Annotated in this window: 24 protein-coding genes; 5 read left to right on the top strand and 19 right to left on the bottom strand. The window is 71.5% G+C overall.

The features are described from left to right. Nucleotides 1-71: 71 nt before the first annotated feature. Nucleotides 72-1796 (top strand): ABC transporter transmembrane domain-containing protein, encoded by a 1725-nt coding sequence (locus Q0863_RS01930; protein WP_345780510.1) that lies wholly within the window; start codon nt 72-74, stop codon nt 1794-1796. Here Q0863_RS01930 and Q0863_RS01925 read toward each other — a convergent pair. Beyond that, the gene (locus Q0863_RS01925; RefSeq protein WP_298575843.1) at nt 1786-2604 is read right to left on the bottom strand and encodes a helix-turn-helix transcriptional regulator; all 819 of its coding nucleotides are present in this window, start codon (nt 2602-2604) and stop codon (nt 1786-1788) included. The genes Q0863_RS01930 and Q0863_RS01925 overlap by 11 nt on opposite strands. Before the next feature lie 152 nt (nt 2605-2756). On the opposite strand from Q0863_RS01925, the gene Q0863_RS01920 reads away from it, so the two are divergent. Next, on the top strand, nt 2757-3518 hold the full coding sequence (locus Q0863_RS01920) for an isocitrate lyase/phosphoenolpyruvate mutase family protein (protein ID WP_298574196.1): 762 nt from the start codon (nt 2757-2759) through the stop codon (nt 3516-3518). Between the two features lie 18 nt (nt 3519-3536). On the opposite strand, the gene Q0863_RS01915 is transcribed toward Q0863_RS01920, so the two are convergent. After that, nucleotides 3537-4373: an AraC family transcriptional regulator gene (locus tag Q0863_RS01915; RefSeq protein WP_298574189.1), complete on the bottom strand. Its 837-nt coding sequence runs from the start codon at nt 4371-4373 to the stop codon at nt 3537-3539. A 118-nt stretch (nt 4374-4491) separates the two neighbouring features. On the opposite strand from Q0863_RS01915, the gene Q0863_RS01910 reads away from it, so the two are divergent. Continuing rightward, nucleotides 4492-4920 (top strand): organic hydroperoxide resistance protein, encoded by a 429-nt coding sequence (locus Q0863_RS01910; protein WP_298574170.1) that lies wholly within the window; start codon nt 4492-4494, stop codon nt 4918-4920. Nucleotides 4921-4972: 52 nt separating this feature from the next. Next, nucleotides 4973-5929: an alpha/beta hydrolase gene (locus Q0863_RS01905; protein WP_298574162.1), complete on the top strand. Its 957-nt coding sequence runs from the start codon at nt 4973-4975 to the stop codon at nt 5927-5929. A 504-nt stretch (nt 5930-6433) separates the two neighbouring features. On the opposite strand, the gene Q0863_RS01900 is transcribed toward Q0863_RS01905, so the two are convergent. The 12 genes from Q0863_RS01900 to Q0863_RS01845 all read right to left on the bottom strand — a co-directional run bounded on the left by Q0863_RS01900 (nt 6434) and on the right by Q0863_RS01845 (nt 18231). Beyond that, a complete protein-coding gene (locus Q0863_RS01900; RefSeq protein ID WP_298574157.1) occupies nt 6434-8059 on the bottom strand; it encodes an acyl-CoA dehydrogenase family protein in 1626 nt (541 codons plus the stop codon). A 15-nt stretch (nt 8060-8074) separates the two neighbouring features. After that, the gene (locus Q0863_RS01895) at nt 8075-9310 is read right to left on the bottom strand and encodes an NAD(P)/FAD-dependent oxidoreductase (RefSeq protein ID WP_298574140.1); all 1236 of its coding nucleotides are present in this window, start codon (nt 9308-9310) and stop codon (nt 8075-8077) included. Nucleotides 9311-9809: 499 nt separating this feature from the next. Next, on the bottom strand, nt 9810-10016 hold the full coding sequence (locus tag Q0863_RS01890) for a cold-shock protein (protein WP_298574132.1): 207 nt from the start codon (nt 10014-10016) through the stop codon (nt 9810-9812). A 98-nt stretch (nt 10017-10114) separates the two neighbouring features. Then, on the bottom strand, nt 10115-10873 hold the full coding sequence (locus tag Q0863_RS01885; RefSeq protein WP_298574110.1) for an S-methyl-5'-thioinosine phosphorylase: 759 nt from the start codon (nt 10871-10873) through the stop codon (nt 10115-10117). Between the two features lie 47 nt (nt 10874-10920). Then, a complete protein-coding gene (locus tag Q0863_RS01880; RefSeq protein WP_298574102.1) occupies nt 10921-11481 on the bottom strand; it encodes a hypoxanthine-guanine phosphoribosyltransferase in 561 nt (186 codons plus the stop codon). Beyond that, nucleotides 11478-12485 carry a beta-N-acetylhexosaminidase gene (gene nagZ, locus Q0863_RS01875; RefSeq protein ID WP_298574094.1) on the bottom strand — a complete coding sequence of 336 codons (1008 nt, stop codon included), beginning with the start codon at nt 12483-12485 and terminating at the stop codon, nt 11478-11480. Before nagZ ends, Q0863_RS01880 begins: the two co-directional genes overlap by 4 nt. Before the next feature lie 88 nt (nt 12486-12573). Beyond that, complete coding sequence (locus tag Q0863_RS01870) at nt 12574-13269, bottom strand: DsbA family oxidoreductase (protein ID WP_298574086.1); 696 nt, start codon at nt 13267-13269, stop codon at nt 12574-12576. A 112-nt stretch (nt 13270-13381) separates the two neighbouring features. Beyond that, entirely contained in the window at nt 13382-13894 is a 513-nt protein-coding gene (locus Q0863_RS01865; RefSeq protein WP_298574078.1) for a CYTH domain-containing protein, read from the bottom strand. A 2-nt stretch (nt 13895-13896) separates the two neighbouring features. Then, complete coding sequence (locus Q0863_RS01860) at nt 13897-14037, bottom strand: hypothetical protein (protein ID WP_298574070.1); 141 nt, start codon at nt 14035-14037, stop codon at nt 13897-13899. Nucleotides 14038-14171: 134 nt separating this feature from the next. Continuing rightward, nucleotides 14172-15503, bottom strand: a complete 1332-nt coding sequence (gene rlmD / locus Q0863_RS01855; RefSeq protein ID WP_298574062.1) for a 23S rRNA (uracil(1939)-C(5))-methyltransferase RlmD — start codon at nt 15501-15503, stop codon at nt 14172-14174. Between the two features lie 82 nt (nt 15504-15585). Next, a complete protein-coding gene (locus Q0863_RS01850; RefSeq protein WP_298574040.1) occupies nt 15586-16179 on the bottom strand; it encodes a YdbL family protein in 594 nt (197 codons plus the stop codon). A 36-nt stretch (nt 16180-16215) separates the two neighbouring features. Next, nucleotides 16216-18231 carry a hypothetical protein gene (locus tag Q0863_RS01845; RefSeq protein WP_298574031.1) on the bottom strand — a complete coding sequence of 672 codons (2016 nt, stop codon included), beginning with the start codon at nt 18229-18231 and terminating at the stop codon, nt 16216-16218. A gap of 33 nt (nt 18232-18264) precedes the next feature. Here Q0863_RS01845 and Q0863_RS01840 point away from each other — a divergent pair, with 33 nt between their 5' ends. Next, a complete protein-coding gene (locus Q0863_RS01840; RefSeq protein ID WP_298574025.1) occupies nt 18265-18999 on the top strand; it encodes a response regulator in 735 nt (244 codons plus the stop codon). Here the strand turns inward: Q0863_RS01840 and recO are convergent. The 5 genes from recO to lepB form a co-directional block, all read right to left on the bottom strand. Further along, nucleotides 18975-19730 carry a DNA repair protein RecO gene (gene recO / locus Q0863_RS01835; RefSeq protein ID WP_298574017.1) on the bottom strand — a complete coding sequence of 252 codons (756 nt, stop codon included), beginning with the start codon at nt 19728-19730 and terminating at the stop codon, nt 18975-18977. The two genes, Q0863_RS01840 and recO, sit on opposite strands and share 25 nt — an antisense overlap. Nucleotides 19731-19756: 26 nt before the next feature. Next, nucleotides 19757-20686: a GTPase Era gene (era, locus tag Q0863_RS01830; RefSeq protein WP_298574009.1), complete on the bottom strand. Its 930-nt coding sequence runs from the start codon at nt 20684-20686 to the stop codon at nt 19757-19759. A 68-nt stretch (nt 20687-20754) separates the two neighbouring features. Further along, nucleotides 20755-21435: a ribonuclease III gene (gene rnc, locus Q0863_RS01825; RefSeq protein ID WP_298574003.1), complete on the bottom strand. Its 681-nt coding sequence runs from the start codon at nt 21433-21435 to the stop codon at nt 20755-20757. Further along, nucleotides 21422-21805: a DUF4845 domain-containing protein gene (locus Q0863_RS01820; RefSeq protein ID WP_298575839.1), complete on the bottom strand. Its 384-nt coding sequence runs from the start codon at nt 21803-21805 to the stop codon at nt 21422-21424. The genes rnc and Q0863_RS01820 overlap by 14 nt, the downstream gene beginning before the upstream one ends. Before the next feature lie 66 nt (nt 21806-21871). After that, complete coding sequence (lepB, locus tag Q0863_RS01815; protein ID WP_298575836.1) at nt 21872-22666, bottom strand: signal peptidase I; 795 nt, start codon at nt 22664-22666, stop codon at nt 21872-21874. Nucleotides 22667-22673: the final 7 nt, after the last annotated feature.

The raw sequence follows: 22673 nt of genomic DNA, 5'->3' as shown, positions 1-22673 counted from the left end.
CGTTTTCCCGTGACAGGCGCAACGGCGCCCGCGACACCGCGCCGGACGCGTCCGGCGCCGGCAAGGCTCCGATCGGATCGCTGCGCACGCTGTGGCCCTTCGTCATGCGCCAGAAGAAGCTGTTCGCGGCCTGGCTGGTGGCGCTAGCGGCCTCCTCCAGCGCGACGCTCGCGCTGCCGGTCGCCGTGCGCCACGTGATCGACCAGGGCTTCAGCAGCGGCAGCAACATCGACGCGACCTTCGCCATGGTGCTGCTGGTGGCGCTCGCGCTGGCCTTCGCCACCGCGGCCCGCTTCTTCTTCGTTTCGCTGCTGGGCGAGCGCGTGGTGGCCGACCTGCGCAACCGACTGTACGGGCACCTGGTCGGGCTGGACCAGGCGTTCTTCGAGCGCAGTCGCAGCGGCGAGCTGGTCTCGCGCCTGAGCGCGGACACCGAACTGCTGCGCAGCGTGATCGGCTCCACCATGTCGGTGGCCCTGCGCAGCGTGGTCACCGTGCTGGGCAGCGTGGTGATGCTGGTGGTCACCAGCCCGAAGCTGGCGGTGTGGGCGCTGGTGGGCATCCCGCTGTTCGTGCTGCCGCTGGTGCTGGGCGGACGCCGGCTGCAGAAGATCTCGCGCCAGGCCCAGGACCGCGTGGCGGATGCCAACTCGCTCGCCGCCGAATCGCTGGGCGCGATCCGCACGGTGCAGTCGCACGCGCGCGAGGAGTACGAACGCGGACGCTTCACCGATGCGGTGGCGCTATCGGTGGCGACCGCGCGCCGGCGCATCGGCGTGCAGTCGCTGGTCACCGCGGTGGCGATCTCGCTGATCTTCGGCGCGATCATCCTGGTGCTGTGGTCGGGCGCGCACGACGTGATCCGCGGCGACATGACCGCCGGCACGCTGGGCCAGTTCGTGCTGTATGCCCTGCTGGGCGCCGGTTCGGTAGGCGCGCTGGCCGAAGTGTGGAACGAACTGCAGCGCGCGGCCGGCGGCATGGGCCGGATCAGCGAACTACTGGGCGAGCGCAGCGGCATCGTCGCGCCCGCGCATCCGGCCTCGCTGCCGCGGCCGCTGCGCGGCGCCCTGCACCTGGACGACGTCTCGTTCCACTATCCCTCGCGGCCCGATGCACCGGCGCTGCATGGCTTCAGCCTGGACGTGGCGCCTGGCGAAACGGTGGCGCTGGTCGGGCCGTCGGGCGCCGGCAAGAGCACGGTGCTGGCGCTGCTGCTGCGCTTCCACGATCCGCAGTCGGGCACGATCACCGTCGATGGCATCGACGTGGCCACGCTCGATCCGGTGGCGCTGCGCGAGGCGATCGCGCTGGTCCCGCAGCAGCCGGCGATCTTCGCCGCCAGCGCGCGCGACAACATCCGCTATGGCCGGCTCGGCGCCAGCGACGCAGACGTCGAGGCCGCCGCGTCCGCGGCCGAGGCGCACGAATTCATCCGCGCCCTGCCCGCAGGTTACGACGAACAGCTGGGCGAACGCGGCGCGCGTCTGTCCGGCGGCCAGCAGCAGCGCATCGCGATCGCCCGCGCGCTGCTGCGCGATGCGCCGATCCTGCTGCTCGACGAGGCCACCTCGGCGCTCGACGCGCAGAGCGAGCGTGCGGTACAGACCGCCCTGGAACACCTGATGGAAGGCCGCACCACGCTGGTGATCGCGCACCGCCTGGCCACCATCCTCAAGGCCGACCGCATCGTGGTGATGGACCAGGGCCGCATCGTGGCCCAGGGCACCCACGAGCAGCTGCTTGCGCAGGGCGGGCTCTACGCCGAGCTGGCGCGGCTGCAGTTCATCGACTGAGGCCGCGGGCGTCCGCTCCGTCCGTGGCCGCCGCCAGCGCGCGGCAGTGGGCTGCGGTCGCATCGTCCATCGGGAAGCAGCACTCGATGTGCAACTCGTCCAGGGTGATGTCGCGCGGCATGGCGAAGGTGGTGATGGTCGAGAAGAAGCGCAACTCGATCCCATCCCTGCGAAGGACGGTCGTCAGCAGCGGCGACAGCGGGTAGGACAGGTCGCGCAGGCGCCAGCGCGCAGGCACGCCCGGATACGACAGCATCTCCTGCAGCAGCCCGGCCGCGACGCGGTCGCCGGGCGCCGCGGCGACCTGCTCGTGCAGGTGCCGGATCAGTTCGCCCGCCACCTCCTCCCAGTTGGCGATCGCCTCGCGCAGGTCGGCCGGGTCGAAGAACTGGCGCATGATGTTGGCGTGCGCGCTGTCGCGGCCGCCGAGCATCAGCCGGTTGACGCGCATGGCGGCGTCATTGGCGCGCAGCACGTCCCAGCGGCGGTTGATCAGGAACGCCGGGTACGGCGACTGCTGGGCGAGGATCGCGTCGATGGCCTGGTCGATGCGCGCCAGCACCGGCGCGCCGAGCGCGGTCTCGGGAAACTGCGGCGCGAAGCCCGCGTCGAGCAGGAGCGCGTTGCGCTCGCGCAGCGGCAGTTCCAGCGCGTCGGCCAGCCGTGCCAGCAGCTCGCGTCCGGGCCGCGACTTGCCGGTTTCGATGCAGCTCAGGTGGCGGGCAGAGACGTCGGCGGCGAGTGCCAGATCGAGCTGGCTCAGGTGCCGTGCATTGCGCCACTCGCGCAGCCGCGCACCAACCGCCATCGGCACGAGATCGCTGCTGTGTCGCTGGCGCGCGCCGTCCATGCCGCGAGGATACGGCCGCCCGCCACCCGGCCGCCATGACCTGCGCGTCATTGCCGCCCGCACGCCGTGCGCGCAGCCTGCGCCGCAACCACACGGCCCGGAGCCACGCCATGCATCCCCGCACCCCGCTCGCACGTCGCCTCCACGCCCTGCACCAGGGTCCCCGGCCATTGCTGCTGTTCAACGCCTGGGACGCGGGCAGCGCGAAGACCATCGCCGGCTGCGGCGCGGAGGCGCTGGCCACCAGCAGCTGGTCGGTGGCTGCCGCGCACGGCCTGCCCGATGGCGAACAGCTGCCGCTGGAGGCGACGCTTGAGACTGTCGCCCGGATCGCGAGGGTGAGCGGGCTGCCGCTGACGGTGGACCTGGAACGCGGCTACGACAATCCGGCCGACACCGTGGCGCGCGCCATCGCGGCCGGCGCGGTCGGCGGCAATTTCGAGGACGGACTGGCGTCGGGCCTGCGCCCGCTGGAGGACCAAGCCGCGCGGCTCGCGCAGGTGCGCGCGGCCGCCGACGTCGCAGGGTTGCCGTTCTTCATCAACGCCCGCACCGACCTGTTCCTGCAGCGACCCGCCGATACGCACGATGCCGCCCTGGTGGACGAGGCGCTGGCGCGTGCACGGGACTATGCCGCCGCCGGCGCCAATGGGCTGTTCGTGCCGGGGCTGGTCACACCCGCGCTGATCGAGCGCGTGGTGCAGGGGTCGCCGGTGCCGGTCAACATCATGTGGGTGCCCGGCTGCCCCGCGTTCGATGCATTGGCCCGGCTCGGCGTCGCGCGCGTGAGCCACGGTCCCGGCCCCTACCTCGCGGCGATGCGGGCGGTGACCGGGGCCTACGCGGAGGTGCGGGGCGCCAGTCCGCCCTAGGACGGGCGCCCACGCCTGCTACGCGGACCCGTCCTCCGTCAGCTGCCTGCGCCACTCGCGCGGCGAGCGTCCCGTGCTCGCCCTGAACGCGCGGGACAGTGCCGCCTCGCTGCCGTAGCCCACGTCGGCCGCCACCGCCTTGAGCGGCCGGCCGCGCCGCAGTGCCTGCTGCGCCAGCCCGATCCGCCATTCCTGCAGGTAGTGCCCGGGCGTGATGCCCACCGTGTCGCGAAACGCGGCGGCGAACACGCTGCGCGACATGCCCGCTTCGCGCGCCAGCGCATCGAGCGTCCAGGGGCGCGCGGGCGATTCGTGCATCGCCACCAGGGCGCCACGCAGGCGCGGATGGGACAGGCCCGCGAGCATGCCGCCGCTGATGCCGCCCTGCTCCATCAGTTGTCGCAGCACCTGGATCATCACCACCTCGAAAAGGCGCTCCACCAGCGCCACGCGCCCGCAGCGCTGCTCGAACGCTTCCTCGAACAGCAGATCCAGCACCGGCTCCGCACCGGCAATTTCCGCCAGCGGCAGGCAGACCAGCGGCGGCAACGAAATGGCGATCGGATTGCCGGCGCCACCCTCGAAGGACAGATGCGCGCAAACCATGTCCGCGCCGCGCACCGGATCGGTGACGAAGCGGTGCGCGAGCGGACGTGGATACAGCAGCAGCGACGGCCGATCGATGCGCAGCGCGTCGCGACCGTGCACCACGTCGACCACGCCTTCGCGCACCAGGTGCAGTTGGCCGTGCCGGCCGTCGTCCTCGACCGCATTGATCCCGCACAGCGGCCCGGCGTTGAACACCTGCGCGGCGACCGGGAAATGCGCCATGAGCGCGGCAAGCCTGTCAGCCAATCGAATACTCCCGGTCAAGTTTTTCGGACTTTACATCACCAATGGTCCGGACGAGGCGTCCAAAGTGGCGTTCACCGGGGACGCACCCCGGTCACCCACCACCGACAGGAGTTGCCCCATGGCCATCGACACGATCCTCTACACCGCCACCGCCGTCGCCAGCGGCGGCCGCGAAGGACGCGCCCGTTCCGAGGACGGCGCGCTCGACGTGCAGCTGTCCACCCCACGCGAGCTGGGCGGCGCCGGCGGCCCCGGCACCAATCCCGAACAGCTGTTCGCCGCCGGCTATTCGGCCTGCTTCCTCGGCGCCCTGAAGTTCGTCGCCGGTCGCCAGAAGGTCGCGCTGCCCGAATCGACCAGCGTCAGCGGACGCGTCGGCATCGGCCGGATCCCGACCGGCTTCGGCATCGAGGCCGCGCTCACGGTGTCCGCCCCCGGCGTCGACCGCGCCACGCTGCAGGCGCTGATCGAGCAGGCCCACATCGTCTGCCCCTACTCCAACGCCACCCGCGGAAACATCGACGTCTCGCTGTCGATCGCCGACTGACGCGACCCCGCAGCCGCATCGCCCCTCCTACCGCTTCGATCAAGGACCCGTCATGAATCTGTTCCGCCGCACCCTCGCCACCAGCCTGCTCGCCCTCGCCGTCCATGCCAGCGGGGCCCACGCCGGGCAACCAGACGCCGCCAACCTCCAGGCGGCCGCGCGCGCCGCCGCCGTCGACGGCAGCTACATCGTCACCCGCGACAAGGTCCGCCTCTACTACAAGGACTGGGGCCCGAAGGACGGCCCGGTGGTCACCTTCAGCCACGGCTGGCCGCTGAGCTCGGACAGCTGGGAGTCGCAGATGCTGTTCCTGGCCGGGAAGGGCTACCGCGTCGTCGCCCACGACCGCCGCGGCCACGGCCGCTCCAGCCAGCCGTGGGACGGCAACGACATGGACCACTACGCCGACGACCTGGCCGCCGTGATCGCCGCGCTCGACCTGCGCGATGTCACCGTGGTCGGCTTCTCCACCGGCGGCGGCGAAGTGGCGCGCTACATCGGCCGCCACGGCACCGCACGGGTGAAGAAGGCGGTGCTGGTCGGTGCGGTCACGCCCTTCATGCTGCGCACCGACGACAACCCCGACGGGGCGCCCATCGAACTGTTCGACGGCTTCCGCAAGGCCGCGCAGGAAAACCGAGCGCAGCAGTACCTCGACATCGCCTCGGGCCCGTTCTTCGGCTTCGACAAGCCCGGCGCGACGCCGAACCAGGGCCTGGTCCAGAACTTCTACAGCCAGGGCATGCAGGCCGGACACAGGAACACCTACGAATCGATCGCGGCGTTCTCGGCCACCGACTTCCGCGGCGACCTGGCCAAGTTCGACGTGCCGACCCTGGTGATCCATGGCGGCGACGACCGGATCGTGCCGCCGGCGATGTCGGCCCAACTGGTGCCGCGCCACGTCGCGCACGCCGAAGTGATCCTCTACCCCGGCGCGCCGCACGGCATCACCGACACCCACAAGGACCGGCTCAACCAGGACCTGCTGGCGTTCCTGTCCAGATAGGTGGCAGGCGATACCCGCCGGCCGCGGAGGCAACGTCCGCGGCCGGCCCTTGTCGCCGGCGATTCGCGCACCGTGCAGCTTCCGGAACACCAGGCGACAGTTCCCGGCCGCCCCTGACTACCCCGGCAGCACGGCGGGCTTCCTCGAATCCCATCCCGCAACCCGCGGCCGTCAGCGAGCAGGCCACGCCTGGGTAGTGAAGGACGCCGGTCCCGACCCCATCCGGAGCCGAGCTCGCCGTGTCCGGCGGGCCTGCGCAGCGAAATCAGGGGGGAGGCATGCGCCTGCAGGCGCATGCCGGAGGACATTCGTGGAGCCGGCCTGCCGGACACGGCGAGACCTTCCGGTCGCGAAAGAACAAGCCAGCATCCATCATCCCGAAGGAACACCAGCCGCTCCGACACGCTGGGCTGGACGCACCGCATCCTCTCCGCCCCTGTGAGGAACCACGCACCGCGCAAGGATCAGAAGGCGAATCAGGCACACCCACCGTCACACCGAAGGTCACGCCCCCATCGCCCGCGCCAACAGCGGTCCGAACTCCAGCTGTGGATCCAGCGTCCCGAACATGCCCACGCCGCGTCCGCGCAGCCGGCTGCGGCAGAACGCGCCCGCCAGCGGACTGTCCGCGCACAGCAGCACCGCCGCCTGCAGCAGCAGCGCCATCGTCTCGACCAGCCGACGCGTGCCCGCTTCCACCGGAGCGGCCGCGAGCGCGTCGCGCAACTGCCCCAGCGCGGCATCGAAATCCGCGTCGCGACCGGCCGCCGCGTCGAGCCGTGCCAGCAGCGCGTCGCCCGCTTCCGGTTCGCGCGACAGGGCGCGCAGCACGTCCAGGCACTGGATGTTGCCGCTGCCCTCCCAGATCGAGTTCAGCGGCGCCTGCCGGTACAGCCGCGGCAGCAGCGATTCCTCCACGTAGCCCGCGCCGCCCAGGCATTCCAGCGCCTCGCTGGCGAAGGCCGGCGCGCGCCTGCAGATCCAGTACTTGCCGATCGCGGTGGCGATGCGCGCGAACGCCGCCTCGCCCGGATCGTGCGGCGCCGCGTCGACCGCGCGTGCCACCCGCATCGACAGCGCAAGCGCCGCCTCGGCCTCGATGGCGAGGTCGGCCAGCACGTTGCGCATCAGCGGCTGGTCGATCAGCGCCCGGCCGAACACCTTGCGGTGCCGGCAGTGGTGCAGCGCCTGCGCCAGCGTCATGCGCATCAGCCCCGCCGACCCGAGCATGCAGTCCAGTCGCGTGAGCATCACCATCTGGATGATCGTCGCCACGCCGCGGCCCTCGTCGCCGACGCGCTGCACGATCGCCGCGTCGAACTCGATTTCCGACGACGCGTTGCTCCAGTCGCCCAGCTTGTCCTTCAACCGCATCAGCCGGAAGCCATTGAGTGCGCCGTCCGGCAACCGCCGCGGCATCAGGAAGCAGGTCAGCCCGGCCGGCGCCTGCGCCAGCACCAGGAAGCCATCGCTCATCGGCGCGGAAAAGAACCACTTGTGCCCGCGCAGCACGTAGTCGTCGGCGCCCGCCAGCGGCGTGGCGGTGGTGGTGTTGGCGCGCACGTCGCTGCCGCCCTGCTTCTCGGTCATGCCCATGCCCAGGGTGACGCCGTGCTTGTCGGCGATGGGCAGGTCGCGCGGATCGTAGCGGCAGGCCGCGACCTTCGCGCGCCACTCGCCCAGCGACGCCGTGCCCGCCAGCACCGGCACCGCGGCATGGGTCATCGTCAGCGGACAGCTGCTGCCAGGTTCGACCTGGTAGTGCAGGTAGGCCAGCGCCGCGCGCGCGACGTGCGCGCCGGGCTGCGGCTGCGCCCAGGACAGCCCCGCCACGCCATGGCCGATCGCGGCCTGCAGGATGCGGTGGTAGTGCGGATGGAATTCGACCGTGTCGATGCGATGACCGTAGCGGTCGTGGCTGCGCAGGCGCGGACGGTCCCGGTGCGCATCGAACGACAGCGCCAGCAGCTCACTCCCGGTCAGCGCCCCGTAGGCGGCGACCGCATCGGTGAAGCCGGTCGCGCCTTCGCGCCGCAGCGCCTCGCGCAGCGCGCGGTCATCGCGCCAAAGGTCGCGCGGCGCGAACTCCGGCGGCTGGTTGTCGACGCTGTGCGTGGCCGATCCGCTCATCCTGCCCTCCTGTCCTCATGTGCGCAGGCCGGCGCCCTCGGCCAGTGCGTCGGCGAAGGCCTCGTCGAGCGCGATCCGGCCGAACAGCCCCTGCTGCGTGCCGCTCAGCACCCGCAGCATATGCGTCCTGCCCGGCGGCAGCAGGCCGGCGGGACGCAGCGCCAGGTCGCGCAGGCGCGCCACCGTGTCGAGGTCGGACTGGAACATCGGCGTCAGCCAGCGGCTCCACAGCTGGTAGATGGCGACGTGGCGGCGACGCTCGCGCTGCAGTTGCTGCAGCGCATCCTGCACCGGGCCGCGCGCACGCAGCGCCGAGGCCAGTGCCATCGCGTCCAGCAGCGCCATGTTCACGCCCTGCCCCAGTTGCGGACTCATGGCATGCGCGGCGTCGCCGATCAGCACCGCATGCCCGCGATGCCACTGCGTGACCACGGTATCGCGGTAGCTGGCGCGGGCCAGCTGCGTCGGCGCGCACAGGCCGTGCAGCAGCGGCGCGATTTCCGGCCACAGCGCCAGCACCTCGGCCTTCCAGGCATCGATGCCCCCTTGCTGCCAGGCATTGAAGGCGGCGGTGGGCAGGCTCCAGAAGAAGCTCAGCCGGTGCGTGTCGTCGTCCGGGCGCGTGCCAACCGGCAGCAGCCCGATCATGCGCCGCGCGGCGACATAGCGCTGGCGCAGCTCACGCAGGTGCGGCCAGCCCGATGACGGCAGCAGGCACCACAGCGCGCCCCAGGGATAGGGCTTGTCCAGGCGCACGCGACCGGCATGGCCGCGCAGCAGCGAGGCCGCGCCATCGGCGACCACCACCAGGTCGTAGGGGCCGTGCCGACCGCCGCCGGCATCGACCAGCACCCGTCCGTCGTCCTCCAGCCGGGTGATCGCCAGGCCCGCGCGCACGCCGCCGCGACCTTCGAAGGCGCTGGCGAGGATCGAGAACAGCGCGCCGCGCTGCAGGCCGATGCCGGCCAGGCGCGGATCGAGCCCGTCGTAGCGCATCTCCATCACCGCGCGCCCGCAGGGCGTGTCGCCGAACAGCCGCTCGACCACGGCGCCATGCGCCAGCACCTGCGGCAGCAGCCCCATCCGCCACAGCACCTGCAGTCCGCTGGGCTGCAGCAGGAACCCTGCCCCGACCGGGCCGGGCTGCGGCACCCGCTCGAACACCTCCACGCGGTGGCCGTCGCGCTCGAGCAGCACCGCCGCGCACTGGCCGGCACTGCCATAGCCGACGATGGCGACGCGACGCTTCATCGAACAGGCACCCACCGATGCGCGCTGCGAGCCGCTGGAAAAGCGGGCGAGCGGTACCGGTCGCGCGGCGTCGGCTGCGGGTGTCCCTGGATGCACATGTCCCTCGGCGCTGGCCTGCGGCCAACGCCTCCTCCTTGGTTTCGCATCCAGGGACACCCACAGCCGCCGTGGAAGGTCGCTCGGCAGTTCAACACGGCCGCAGCCGGGATCGCGGCTTCCCTTCGCGTATCCGCAAGCCTGGCCCCACCGCTGCCGGCAGGCCTGCGCGGCGAAATCAAGGAGGAGGCATCCGCCGCCGGGCGGATGCCGGGGGACATTCGCGGAGCAGGCCTGCTGCCGGCAGCGGGGACCGTCGGTTCGCTACGCCCGCAATCGAAGGCAGAGACATTCCCCAAGAACTCCATACCCGCGTCCCGAAAGCCAAGCCGCAAAATTCTCCGGCGGATCGCCAGAAAAAAGCCCCGCCTGGGCGGGGCTTCAAAATCTCGTCGCCGGCAACTCAGACGACCGGCTGTACCCCTGCCGCCTGCGCACCCTTCGGACCCTGGGTGACTTCATACTGGACGCGCTGGCCTTCCTGGAGACTGCGAAAGCCCTTCGAATCGATCGCCGAGTAGTGCACGAAGACATCGGCGCTGCCGTCTTCAGGCGCGATGAATCCGAATCCCTTGGCGTCGTTGAACCACTTCACTGTGCCGTATTGCATGACTCGTCAAACCTCGTGATGGCTGGTGGCGCCCGCCCGGACGCGGTCGGCGGCCGGTCGCGCACGCCGAGTATGCAAACCCGGCCGGGGTGTTGCAATCACCGATGCAACAGTGTCGAGATCAGCGTCGGCACGCCGGAAGTCGCCGCGGCCACGTTCGCCAGCACGTCCTCCAGCGTGATCACCTCGTCCGGATCCGGCCCCGCCCCCGCCGCCCAGTTGGCCACGATCGCCAGGCAGGCGTACTCCAGGCCCAGCTCGCGCGCCAGTCCGGCCTCCGGCATCCCGGTCATGCCGACCAGGTCGCAGCCATCGCGGCGCATGCGCGCGATTTCGGCCTTGGTTTCCAGGCGCGGCCCCTGGGTCGCGCCGTAGCAGCCGCCATCGACCAGCGCCACGCCGGCGATCCGGGCCGCATCCAGCACCTGCCCGCGCAGCGACGGCGTGTAGGGATCGCCGAAATCCACGTGCAGCACCTCGGTTCCGGGCTCCTCGCAGAACGTGGAAATCCGCCCCCAGGTGTAGTCGATCAGCTGGTCCGGGCAGGCCAGCACGCGCGGGCCGAAGCGTTCGCCGATGCCGCCGACGGTATTGAGCGCCAGCACCCGGCTCGCACCGAGCGCCTGCAGCGCCGCGAGGTTGGCGCGGTAGTTGATCCGGTGCGGCGGCACGGAATGGCCTTCGCCATGGCGCGCGAGGAACGCCACCCGGCGTCCGTCCAGGCTGCCGATGCGCACCGGCCCTGACGGCGCGCCGTAGCGGGTGACCGGCTGGTGGGTTTCGATGTCCTGCAGCCCGGCGAGCGCATACAGGCCGGTGCCGCCGACGACGGCGAGATCGATGGGATCGGGAGTCATGCGGATCGGGACCGGACGCGTGGAGCCGAAGGATAACCCCGCGCCGGTTACTCGCCGAGCGCGTAGATCCCCGGCAGGTTGCGGCCCTGCTCGTGGAAGTCCATGCCGTAGCCGAACACGTAGCGGTCCGGCACTTCCACGCCCATGTAGTCGGCACAGATGCCGTCGACGCAGCGATCGTGCTGCTTGACCGCGAGCACGGCCACGCGCACGTCGGCCGCGCCCTGGTCCTCGCACCAGTACCGGACCGCCTTGAGCGTGTGGCCCTCGTCGAGGATGTCGTCCACCAGCAGTACCCGGCGGCCGCGCATCGGCGTGGCCGGACGGTGCAGCCAGGCCAGTCCCGAACCGGTGGTGTTGCCGCGGTAGCGGGTGGCATGCAGGTAGTCGAACTCCAGGTCGAGCCCGCGCTCGCCCAGCGCGAACGCCAGCTGACCCGCGAACGGCAAGCCGCCGTGCATCACCGTGAGGAACAGCGGCGGCTGTTCGTCGTCGGCGTAGTCGGGCTGGATCGCGTCGGCCATCTCCTCGACCGCGTCCTCGAGCTCGTCGCGGTCGAACAGGAGGTCGGCCTTGTCGAGGATTTCCGACAGCTTCGGCACGTTCATGCGGTGCGTCCCAGTCGCGCAGCCAGCTGCGCCTGCGCGCCACTGTAGCGCGCATCGGCCAGCAGGCCGTCCCAGCCCAGGCCGCCGCGGCCGAGCAGGCCGACCAGGGCCATGGTGTTGAGGCTGCGATGTTCCACCGCCGCCAGCGATTCCTCGACCAGTTCCGGGTGGCAGACCAGCACCACGTCGCAGCCCGCATCCAGGTGCGCGTCCACGCGCGCCTTGATGCCGCCGGCCGAGAACGCCGCCGCCATGCCGATGTCGTCGGAGAACACCACGCCGCGGAAGCCCATCTCCCCGCGCAGGATCTCGTTGATCCAGCGTGGCGAATAGCCGGCCGGCTCGGGCGCGACCTGCGGATAGACCACGTGCGCGAGCATGACCGCGTCGGCGCCGGCGTCGATGCCGGCCACGAACGGCACCAGGTCCTGGGCGCGGATCTCGTCCAGCGGGCGGTTGTCCACCGCATTGTCGAAGTGCGTGTCCTCGCGCACGGTGCCGTGTCCGGGGAAATGCTTGAGCGTGGCCGCCATGCCCACCGAATGCATGCCGCGCACGTAGGCGCGCGTGAATTCGGCCACGACCTGCGGATCGTCGGAGAACGCGCGGTCGCCGATGGCGAGGTTGCCGTGGCCGACATCGACCACCGGGGCGAAGCTCAGGTCCACGCCGGTGGCGCGGATCTCGCTGGCCATCAGCCAGGCGTGTTCCTCGGCCAGCGCCAGCGCCGCTTGCGGATCCTGCGCATACAGTGCGGCGAAACCTTGCAGCGGCGGCAGCGCGCTGTAGCCGTCCTGGAAGCGCTGCACCCGGCCGCCTTCCTGGTCGACGCAGATCAGCTGCGGACGCACGGTCGCCTCGCGGATCGACGCGCACAGCTCCATCACCTGCGATCGCGAGCTGAAGTTGCGCTTGAACAGGATCACGCCGGCACAGGCGTCGTTCTGCAGCCAGTCGCGCTCCTGCGCGCCGAGTTCCATGCCGGCCAGGCCGATCACGAGCATCCGCGGGTCTCCTTCACGTGCGCGGGCGCGCACCGGGACATTGTCGCAGATGGCCGCCGACCCGGCGTCCTGGCGCCGGCCAGCCGGTTCAGGCGCGCCGGCCGTCCGGGCCGCAGGCCGCGTCGCCGGTGCCCGCCTCCGGCGCGGCTGCGGCGACGGCACCGGCACGGCGCAGCGCCTGCGCGAACAGGTCGGGCGGCTGCGCACCCTGCACCACGTGGCGGCCGTCGATGACGAAGGTCGGCACCGAGCGGATGCCCATCGCCTGCGCCTGCGCCACCTGGGCGCGGACCTCGGCCTCGCCCTCGTCGCCGGCGAGCAGGGCGCGGATTCGCGCCTCGGGCAGGCCCGCGGCCTGGCCCGCCGCGACCAGCACCCCGGGGTCGGCAAGATTCCGGCCTTCGGCGAAATGGGCATGGAACAGCGCCTCCGCAGCGCGTCCTGCACCGCCCTCGCGCGCGGCCAGCCACAGCAGCCGGTGCGCCGGCAGCGTGGTCACCCGCACCTGGCCGCGATCGAAATCGAAGGGCAGTCCTTCCGCGCGCGCCGTGGCCTGGGTGCTGGCGAGCATCTGCGCGCTGCGCTCGGCGCCACCGAACTTCCGCGCATAGGCCTCGCGCAGCGGGACGGGTTCGGATCCGGCCTCGGGGTCGAGCAGGAACGGATGCGAGTGCAGTTCGACCTCGGGCGCCGCATCGCCCAGCAGCGCCAGCGCGCGCTCGAGCCGGCGCTTGCCGATCCAGCACCAGGGGCAGACCACGTCGGACCAGACATCGATTCTCATGCGCCGATCATGGCGGCAGAACGGGCCGCAGCCAAGGCTGCAGCTGCTGCGGGAGCGACCCGGGTCGCGAATGTCCCTTCGCGCGCAAGCGCGCTCCCGCGGGCGATGGCCCTCAGCCCGTCCCGCGACGCTCGTCCGCGCTCCAGCGCGCGTAGGGATGCGATGCGAGCGCGAGGTTGTAGTAGCGCGATTCGTCGGTGACCTCGCGACCGGCCCAGGCCGGCAGCGCAAAACGCTCGTCGGGGCTGGACAGCTCGATCTCGGCCACGACCAGGCCGGCGTTGTCGCCGAGGAACTCGTCCACCTCCCAGAGGTGTCCCTCGTGGCGCACAAGGTGGCGGCGCTTGTCGATCACCCCGCCCACGCACAGCGCCAGCAGCGCGCGCGCATCCTCGACGGGCACCGGGTACTCGAACTCCTGCCGACTGCGCCCCAGCTCGCGCGACTTGAGGTTGAGGAAGGCCGCCTCGCCCTGGATGCGCACGCGCACCGAAGCCTTCTGCCCGCCGCTGTCCATCGCGCCCAGGTCGTTGATGTAGCCCTGTGCCATCGGCAGGACCGCGTGGGCGGCGGCGCGCCAGCCGTCGCCGGTGACGAGGAACTTGCGTTCGATCTCGACGGCCATCGTCATGCCTCCCCGAACAGGGCGATCGACTCGACGTGCGCGGTCTGCGGGAACATGTCCGCGCCACCATCCAGGCCGGCTGCCCGGACGATGAACGCGTCGCCACGCGCAAGGCAGTCCCCACCACGGCCGGGTGCTTTCATGGGCGCACGAACAGCGCAATGCTCTCGACGTGCGCGGTCTGGGGAAACATGTCCGCGCCTCCATCCAGACCGGGGTGCCCGGATGATGAGCGCGTCGCCACGCGCAAGGCAGTCACCACCACGCCCGGGCCCTTTCATGGGCGCACGAACAGCGCAATGCTCTCGACGTGCGCGGTCTGGGGAAACATGTCCATCACCCCCGCGCTCGCCAGCTTCCATCCACGCTCGTTGACCAGATAGCCGGCGTCGCGCGCCAGCGAACCGGGGTGGCAGCTGACATAGACGATGCGGCCGAAGCGCTCCAGCGGCAACTGCCTGAGCACGTCGATCGCGCCCGAGCGCGGCGGATCGAGCAGGAGCTTGTCGAAGCCCTGCCGCATCCAGGCGGCGCCGCGCTGGTCCCGGGTGAGGTCGGCGGCGTGGAAGGCCGCGTTCGCCAGGCCGTTGTTCCCGGCGTTCTCGCGTGCGCGCGCCACCAGGCCGGCCTCGCCCTCGACGCCGACCGCCTCGGAGACCAGGCGCGCCATCGGCAGGGTGAAGTTGCCCAGTCCGCAGAACAGGTCGAGCACGCGGTCGGTCGGCTGCAGGTCCAGCAGTTCGAACGCGCGCGCGATCATGTCCTCGTTGAGGCGGGCATTGACCTGGATGAAGTCCAGCGGGCGGAACGCGAACGTGATGTCCCAGGGCTCGAGCCGGAACGACAGCGAGGGCTGCTCCGGCCACAGCGCGTGCACCGAATCCAGGCCGCCGGGTTGCAGGTGGATCGCCACCCGATGCCGTTCTCCGAACCCGCGCAGCGCCGCCAGGTCCGCCTCGCCGAAGGGCTGCAGGTGGCGGAACACCAGCGCCACGCCGTCGAAGCCGGGCTGCGCATCGCCGACGATGAACTCGATCTGCGGCACGTCGCGCCGCGCCTGCAGGCCGTCGACCAGGGCCGACAGCGGCGCGATCAGGGCGCCAACCCCGGGCACCACGGTGTGGCACTCGCGCAGGTCGGCGACGAAGCGCGGATCGCGCTCGCGGAAGCCGACCAGGGTCTTGTCCTTCTTCTCCACGCGGCGCACCGAGAACCGGCCCTTGCGGCGGTAGCCCCAGGCGCCGCCGGTCAGCGGCGGCAGCACGCCGCCGGGGCCGACGTGGCCGATGCGCTCGAAGTTCTCCAGCAGCACGCGCTGCTTGGCCAGGATCTGCTTCGATTCGTCCAGGTGCTGCAACACGCAGCCGCTGCACACGCCGAAATGGGCGCAGCGCGGCTCGACGCGGTCGGGCGAGGCCTGCAGCACCTCGAGCGTGGTGGCCTCGTCGAAACTGCGCGAACGCGCTGTCTGGCGCACCATCACCCGTTCGCCCGGCAGCGCATCGGCGACGAACACGGTCTTGCCGCCCTCGCGGCGCGCCACGCCGCGCCCGTCATGGCTCAGGTCGTTGATCTCGAGTTCGAAGGGCGTCTGGTCGATCCGGGCCACGTGTCGTCAGCTGCGTGCGGGAAGGCCGCACATTGTCGCAGATGCCGCCGCGTCGCCCGGGCTTGGCGCCCCGGCGTCCCGCCTACTTCTGCTTCCAGGTGCCGCCCTGCTGGTACCACCAGCCCGGGCGTGCACTCGCGATCCACTGGCGGGCGAACACGTCGCGGATCTGCGGTTCCCACTCCGGATGGCCGTTGGCCACGGCGATCTCGCGATACACGGCCTTGCGATCGCGGTTGTCGTCGGCCACGGCGGCATTGACCGCGACCCGGTCCTTGATCGCCAGCCTGGACGCATCGCGCACCACCACCGTGCCGTCGCCGGCGAAGCCCAGCGCGCCGGAATCGAAATGCGGCCGCAGCGCCGAAGCGAAGCGCGATTCCATGCGCGACTGGATCGCCTGGATGGCCGGCGTGCGGATGGTGATGTCGGGCTGCGCCTGCGCCTGCGCGCTGCCGATGCCCAGCAGCATCCACGGATCGAAACGCAGCTGGTGCATCGCCATGCCGCCATCGCCGGGCGTGGGTGCCGGCGCCGGCGCGGCCTCGTCGCCTATCACGTTCTCGACGAACTCGCGCGCGGCTTCGCGCGCCTCGGCCGCGGGGAAATAGACGTTGATCGTCACGCAGGCGCACAGCACCAGCGACAGCAGCGAGATTCCCAGGACACGGCGCATGCGATGACTCCCGACGTTGATGACGATGCGGCGACCTCAGTCCACCACCGGCGCGACATCGCCGGTGGCGACCGCGGCCAGGCGTTCGAGCAGGGTCGGCCAGTCGACGTTGCGGTTGAACCCGACCACCTGCAGACGCGGCACCCCTGCGCCTTCGACGATAGTAAAGCCATTGCCCGCTGAATGCAGACCGGACATCGCGCAGACCTCGTTGGCCAGGCGGCAGCCGATGCCGATGCGGCGATAGCCGAAGTCGTCGAACAGGCCGATCAGCCGTCCCTGCAGGCTGCTCACGAAGGACGCGTCGCCCACGCTGGAGATGTCCTGCACCGCGCGCTGGCTGATGCGCTGGCGCACGCCGCGCCGCGGCTCGGTGTGGAACTCAGCGTCGAAGGCGGTCGCGGTCCAGTCGACCAGGCGCAATCCGTCGATGCGTCCATGCAGGCGCCCGCTGATGCTGCCGAAGTCGAACACGCCGGTGATGTCGAGCAGGTCGAGGTCGTGCAGCGACATGTCGGCCGACAGCGTGGGCGCGACGCCGAACGGGCGCTCCATCGACAGCGCACCCACGTCGATGCGGCCATCGAACAGGTGCACGCTCAGGCCGCCGTCGAAGTCCAGCCGCTCGTCCGCATAGCGTGCAGTGGGGATGCGGCCGGACAGGGTGCCGCGGAACTCCGGCCAGCCCAGGGCGCTGGCGAGCTGTCCGACATCGAGTGCGTCGAGTGCCAGGCCGAAGCCCACCCGCAGGCCTGCGCCCGCCTGCGGCGGGGTCAGGCTGAAGTCCTCCAGACGCACCTGGCCACCGAGCATCTCCAGGGTGGCGGCCTCGCGCAGTCGCAGCGTGCCCGAGCCGCTGCGCAGCGGCAGGCGCACCGGACCGAAGCCAAGCTCGTAGAGTGCCCCGCCGCGCCAGCGCAGTTCGCTGTCGACCTCGCCGCCGGCCGCCTGGCGCAGGTCGCCCTCCAGGCCTTCGATGCGGAAGCGTCCGCGTGGATCGGAGATGCCGACCTGGTCCAGGGACAGGTCCAGCGCCTGCAGCTGGCCACCGTCGAGCTGCACGCGCGCGGTCGCCGCACCGTCCAGCGCGAGTCCCGACAGTCCCGCCAGGCCGAGCCACCCCGACAGGTAACGGTCGGGCAAGGCGGCAAGCGCCTGGCTGCGGGCGGTCAGTTCAAGGCTTTGCAGGCTGGCCTGCGCATCGAGTTCGGCGCTGCCTTGCGCCTGCAGCGCGTCGCCATCGCGCCACTCGACCCGCGGCGCGGACCAGCCGCCACCGGCCAGCTGCCGCGCATCGATTCCAAACGCGACCGGCGGCCCGCCCAGTGCGAGATAGGCGTTGCCGAACAGCGCCTCGCCGCGCGCGATCCCGCCGTCGAGCGACAGCAGCATGCCGCCGTCCTGCGGCACGCGCAGATCGAAGCGCACCGTACCGTCGACATCGCCCAGCGCGACGCTGCCATCGTCCGACTCCAGGCCCAGTCCCGCCAGCGCCAGCCGGCCCTCGACCTGCAGCGGACGCGCGTCCGGCGCATGCAGCGCGATCGTGCCGTCCATCGTGCCGGCGGCCAGGCGCCCGCCGGCCCAGGCCTGCGCCAGCAGCGCCTGCGCCCACAGCATCGGCACGCGGGTGAGCTCGAGCTGCGTGGCGTCTGGGCTGCCCGCATTGCGATGCAGCGCCAGCCGCGCGTCACCGCCAGACAGCACCGCATCGGTGCTGGCCGGGGACAGATCCACCGCCAGATGCAGCGGCGCGCCGCCCTGCCCCCGCAGCGGACCTTCGCAGCGCCAGGCCTCGCCCTGCTGCCGCGCCAGCGGGCACTGCCAGCGCACGCCGGTGAAGCGGTAACCCAGCGCCGGCGCTTCGATCCGCGCCGCCTCGATCCGCAGTTCGCCCTGCGCCGCCTGCGCCGGCCAGTGCAGGCGCACGCGCACGTCGCGCAGCTCCACGCCCGCGGACGTGATGGCGTCGATGCGCGCGGTCGCCGTCCGCGCGACGGCGGGGGCCGCCGCCAGCGCCAGCAGCAACAGCGTTAAGATGCGCCAAGGCATCGGGCGAGCATATCCGCTGCGCGGGGAGCGACGATGAATCCACGGATCCTGCTGGTCGAGGACGACCCTACGAGCCGCGCCTTCCTGCAGGCGGCGACCGAATCGCTGCCCGCGCAGGTCGACGCCGCGGCCAGCATGGCCGAAGCGCTCGCGCTGGCCGGCGCCCATGCCCACGCGCTGTGGCTGATCGACGCCAACCTGCCCGACGGCAGCGGCAGCGAACTGCTGGCGCGGCTGCGCGCGGGCGGCGCATCCACGCCGGCGCTCGCGCACACCGCCTCGCGCGAGCGCGCCGAACACCAGGCGCTGCTGGCGGCGGGCTTCCTGGCCACGCTGGCCAAGCCGCTGCCGGCCGGGGAGTGGCTTGCCGCGATCCGGCGCGCGCTGGCGGGACCCGACCGCGGTGGAGCGGAGCCCCTGGAATCCGGCGCGCACCGGATTGGACAACCGCCCGCGGACTACGATCTGGCGGTGTGGGACGACGCACAGGCGCTTTCGGCGCTGGCAGGCGACGCCGGCAACGTGGCCGCCATGCGCAGGCTGTTCCTGGCCGAACTGCCGGGCGCGCGCGACAGCATCGTCGCGGCCGCGGCCGCCGGCGACCTGGAGGCGCTGCGTGCGGCGTTGCACCGGCTGGAAGCAGGCTGCGGCTTCGTCGGCGCAGCCCGGCTCGGCGCGGCGGTCGCGCGACTGCGCGCGTCGCCGGGCGCGGGCGAAGTCCTGCAGGGGTTCGAAAGCGCGGCTCAGGACACGCTGCCGGGTGCCTGATCCGCCCCGCGCGACAGCCTGCCCAGTTCACCGGCCAGCTCCCACGATTTCAGTCCGCGCGCCCCGAGATGCTGCGATAGCACGTCGCGCATCGCGCCGCGCAGGCTGTCGAGGTCGGCCGGACCGGGCCGGCGGTCCTCGCCCAGGGCCAGCAGCGCACTGCCGGTGGCATAGCGTGCGCGCGATTCGCCGAGGCGTTCGCCCAGCACGCGGCGCGGCCCGTGCTCGGCATCGAGCCGGTAGCGCGCGGCCGGATCGATCGCGATGCCGTCGCCGTCCACGTCGAGTTCAAAGCCGAAGCCGAGCGCCTGCAGCAGGTCGCGCTCGAAGCGGCGCAGGTTCCAGGCCAGTTGCGCGACATCATGGAGTTGCGCACGCAGCTGCCCGTAGCGTTCGTAGAGCTCGGGGTGTGGATCCTGTCGCGGCGCCAGCCGCAGCACCAGCTCGTTGACGTAGAACGCGGCCAGCGCGGCATGCCCGGGCAGCAGCGGCGAGGCATCCAGCGCTTCCACCGAAACCAGATTGGCCAGTTCGCCGCGCTGCACCGCCGCCAGGCGCACATGCTGCAGCGGCTGCAGCGCGGCGAACTGCGCCTGCCTGCGCGGTCCGCGCACGCCGCGGGCGAGCAGGCCGAGACGGCCGTGGGCGCGGGTCAGCACGTCGACCAGCAGGCTGGTCTCGCGCCAGGGTCGCGCATGCAGGACGTAGGCCGGCTCGGCGTCGTAGCGCACGGTTGCCTGTCCTCAGCGCGCGGCGGCTACTCGTAGCCGAGCGTGCGCAACGCCGATTCGTCGTCCGACCAGCCCTCGCGCACGCGCACCCAGGTCTGCAGGAACACCTTGGCGTCGAACAGCTGTTCCATGCGCTCGCGCGCACGCTTGCCGATGTCGCGCAGGCGGGTGCCGCCCTTGCCGATCACGATCGCCTTCTGGCCCTCGCGCTCGACCCAGATCACCGCGCCGATGCGGTACATCACGCCGGCCTTGGGCGACGGTTCCTCGGTGAACGATTCGATCTCCACCGTCGTGGCGTAAGGCAACTCCGCGCCGAGCTGGCGCATCAGCTGCTCGCGCAGCAGTTCGCCGGCGAGGAAGCGCTGGCTGCGGTCGGTGATCTCGTCCTCGCCGTACAGCGGCGGCTGCTCCGGCAGCTGCGCCAGCAGCGAGGCGACCAGCGTGTCCAGCCCGGTGCGCTTGAGCGCGGAGACCGGATGCACCGCGGCGAAGCTGCGGCCCTCGGTGACGCGCTGCAGGTAGGGCAGCAGCGTGGCCTTGTCGCTGATGCGGTCGACCTGGTTGACCACCAGGACCAGCGGCAACCCGCTGGCGTGCAGCGTGTCGTAGGCGAGCGTGTCTTCCTCGTCCCAGCGCCCGGCCTCGACCACCAGCGCGGCGGCATCGACGCCCTCGAGCGCGCCGCGGGCGGCGCGGTTGAGCACCCGGTTGAGCGCCGACGAGGCGCGCTTGCCGCCTTCCAGGTGCAGGCCGGGCGTATCGACCAGGACGATCTGCCCCGCGGGCATCGTGGCAATGCCCAGCAGCCGATGGCGCGTGGTCTGCGGACGGTTGGAGACGATGCTGACGTTGGCGCCCACCAGCGCGTTGACCAGGGTGGACTTGCCCACGTTCGGGCGGCCGATGACGGCGAGGTGGCCAGCGCGGTGCGCGGCGGGAGGGTTCTGCGACATGGCGCGGATTGTAGGGGAGTTGCGGGTCCATGGCGGGTGATCGGCGGGGCGGGCGCCGCCCGCCGGGCTCAGCCGCCCGCTTCCAGCAGCTCCAGCACCGCGCCAGCCGCCACCTGCTCGGCGGCGCGTCGCGATCCGCCCTCGCCTTCGCCCGCCGCGGGCGGGTCGGACACCACGCAGCGCACGACGAACACGCGCGCATGCTCCTCGCCGCTCTCGGACTTGAGTTCGTACTGCGGCAGCGGCTTCTGCCGTCCCTGCAGCCATTCCTGCAGGCGGGTCTTGGCGTCCTTGCCGACCTTGCTGGCCGGTACCGCCGACACCGCCTGTTCGAACCACGGCAGCACCACCGCACGGCAGGCCTCGTAGCCGGCGTCGAGGTAGATCGCGCCGATCACCGCTTCCAGCGCATCGGACAGGATCGAGTCGCGCCGATGGCCGCCGGACTTCATTTCGCCAGGCCCCAGCGTCAGCCGTTCGCCGATCGCCAGGCGCCGCGCCACCTCGGCCAGCGAGGATTCTCGCACCAGCTCGGCGCGTGCGCGGGTCAGCGAGCCTTCGTCGGCCTTGGGCCAGCGCGCATACAGCGCCTCGGACACGATCAGGCCCAGCACGGCGTCGCCGAGGAATTCCAGTCGTTCGTTGTGCGGTGCGCCGGCGCTGCGATGGCTCAGGGCCTGCCGCAGCAGCGCGGGTTCGACGAACGTGTGCGCGTCGAACGCCCCAGCCTGCGGATCAGTTCGCGGCACCGCCGGTCCCGGTCAGGTGCTCGCTCGCATGGAACCGGCCCACTGCATCGAGGTTGGCGATCATGGGCTTGCGCACTTCGTACTGCACGTCCATCTGCCAGCCGGCGTCCTTGCGCACGATCTTGACGTGTTCCTTCTTGATGTTCTCCGCGTAGCTGATGTTGAGCCGGCGGAAGAACAGGTCCTGGATCTTGCCCGGCGAGTAGTTGCCCACGCCCGGCTCGGCCGCCAGGCTCTTGAGCGCGGACTTGACGCTGTAGTACTCGGAGTACATCGGGAACAGCTTGATCCCCATGAACAGCAGGAAGCCGACCAGGCCGGCCACGAAGATGAAGCCCAGCAGCGTGATGCCGCCCTGCCTGCGACGCATACCCATGATTTCGATCCCCCGTTTGCTGCAGATGTGCCGGCCTGCTGACAGCCTTCCGCGCCGGCGCTACGGAATGCGGCTGCCGATCCGGCTCCAGTCGATCCAGCCCGGCGCGCTGCTGTCGAGGTTCATCCAGACCAGGAACGCCTTCCCGCGCAGCTGGCTCTCCGGCAGCGTACCCCAAAACCGGCTGTCGTCGCTGCGGTCGCGGTTGTCGCCCATCACGAAATACTCGCCTTCCGGCACCCGCCATTCGCCCTCGCCCGGATCGAGCATGCCCGGGCGCCGGGTCTCGAGCACCTGGTGGGTGCGCCCCGGCATCGTCTCGTCGATGAGGCCGGCCCCGGTCATGTCGCTGCCGCGGCCGACGCCGACATAGCGCTCCGGCTCGCCATAGGCGAACGGCTCGCCGTTCACGTACACGGTGTTGTCGCGGTAGGCGACGACGTCGCCGGGCAGGCCGACCACGCGCTTGATCCAGTCCTGATCGGGATGGTGCGGCGGGCGGAACACCACCACGTCGCCGCGCTCGGGCTCGCCCAGCGCGACCACCTTCCTGTTGGTGACGGGCAGCCGGATGCCGTAGCTGAACTTGTTGACCAGGATGAAGTCGCCGATCAGCAGGGTCGGCATCATCGAGCTGGACGGGATGCGGAACGGTTCGGCGATGAAGCTGCGCAGGATCAGGACGACGAACAGCACCGGGAAGAACGCCCTGGCGTAGTCGACGAGGATCGGCTCCTTCTCCTCGAGCAGGCCGGCGCGCTGCGCGCGCCGCCTGGCGAAGAACAGCCGGTCGAGCAGCCAGGTGATGCCGCTGGCGAAGGTCAGCACGACCAGCCCGAGCTCGAACCATTTCATCATGTCA

It is taken from the genome of uncultured Luteimonas sp., assembly GCF_947492465.1.
Taxonomy (GTDB): Bacteria; Pseudomonadota; Gammaproteobacteria; order Xanthomonadales; family Xanthomonadaceae; genus Luteimonas.
This window is presented reverse-complemented; position numbering and strand designations above follow the sequence as displayed.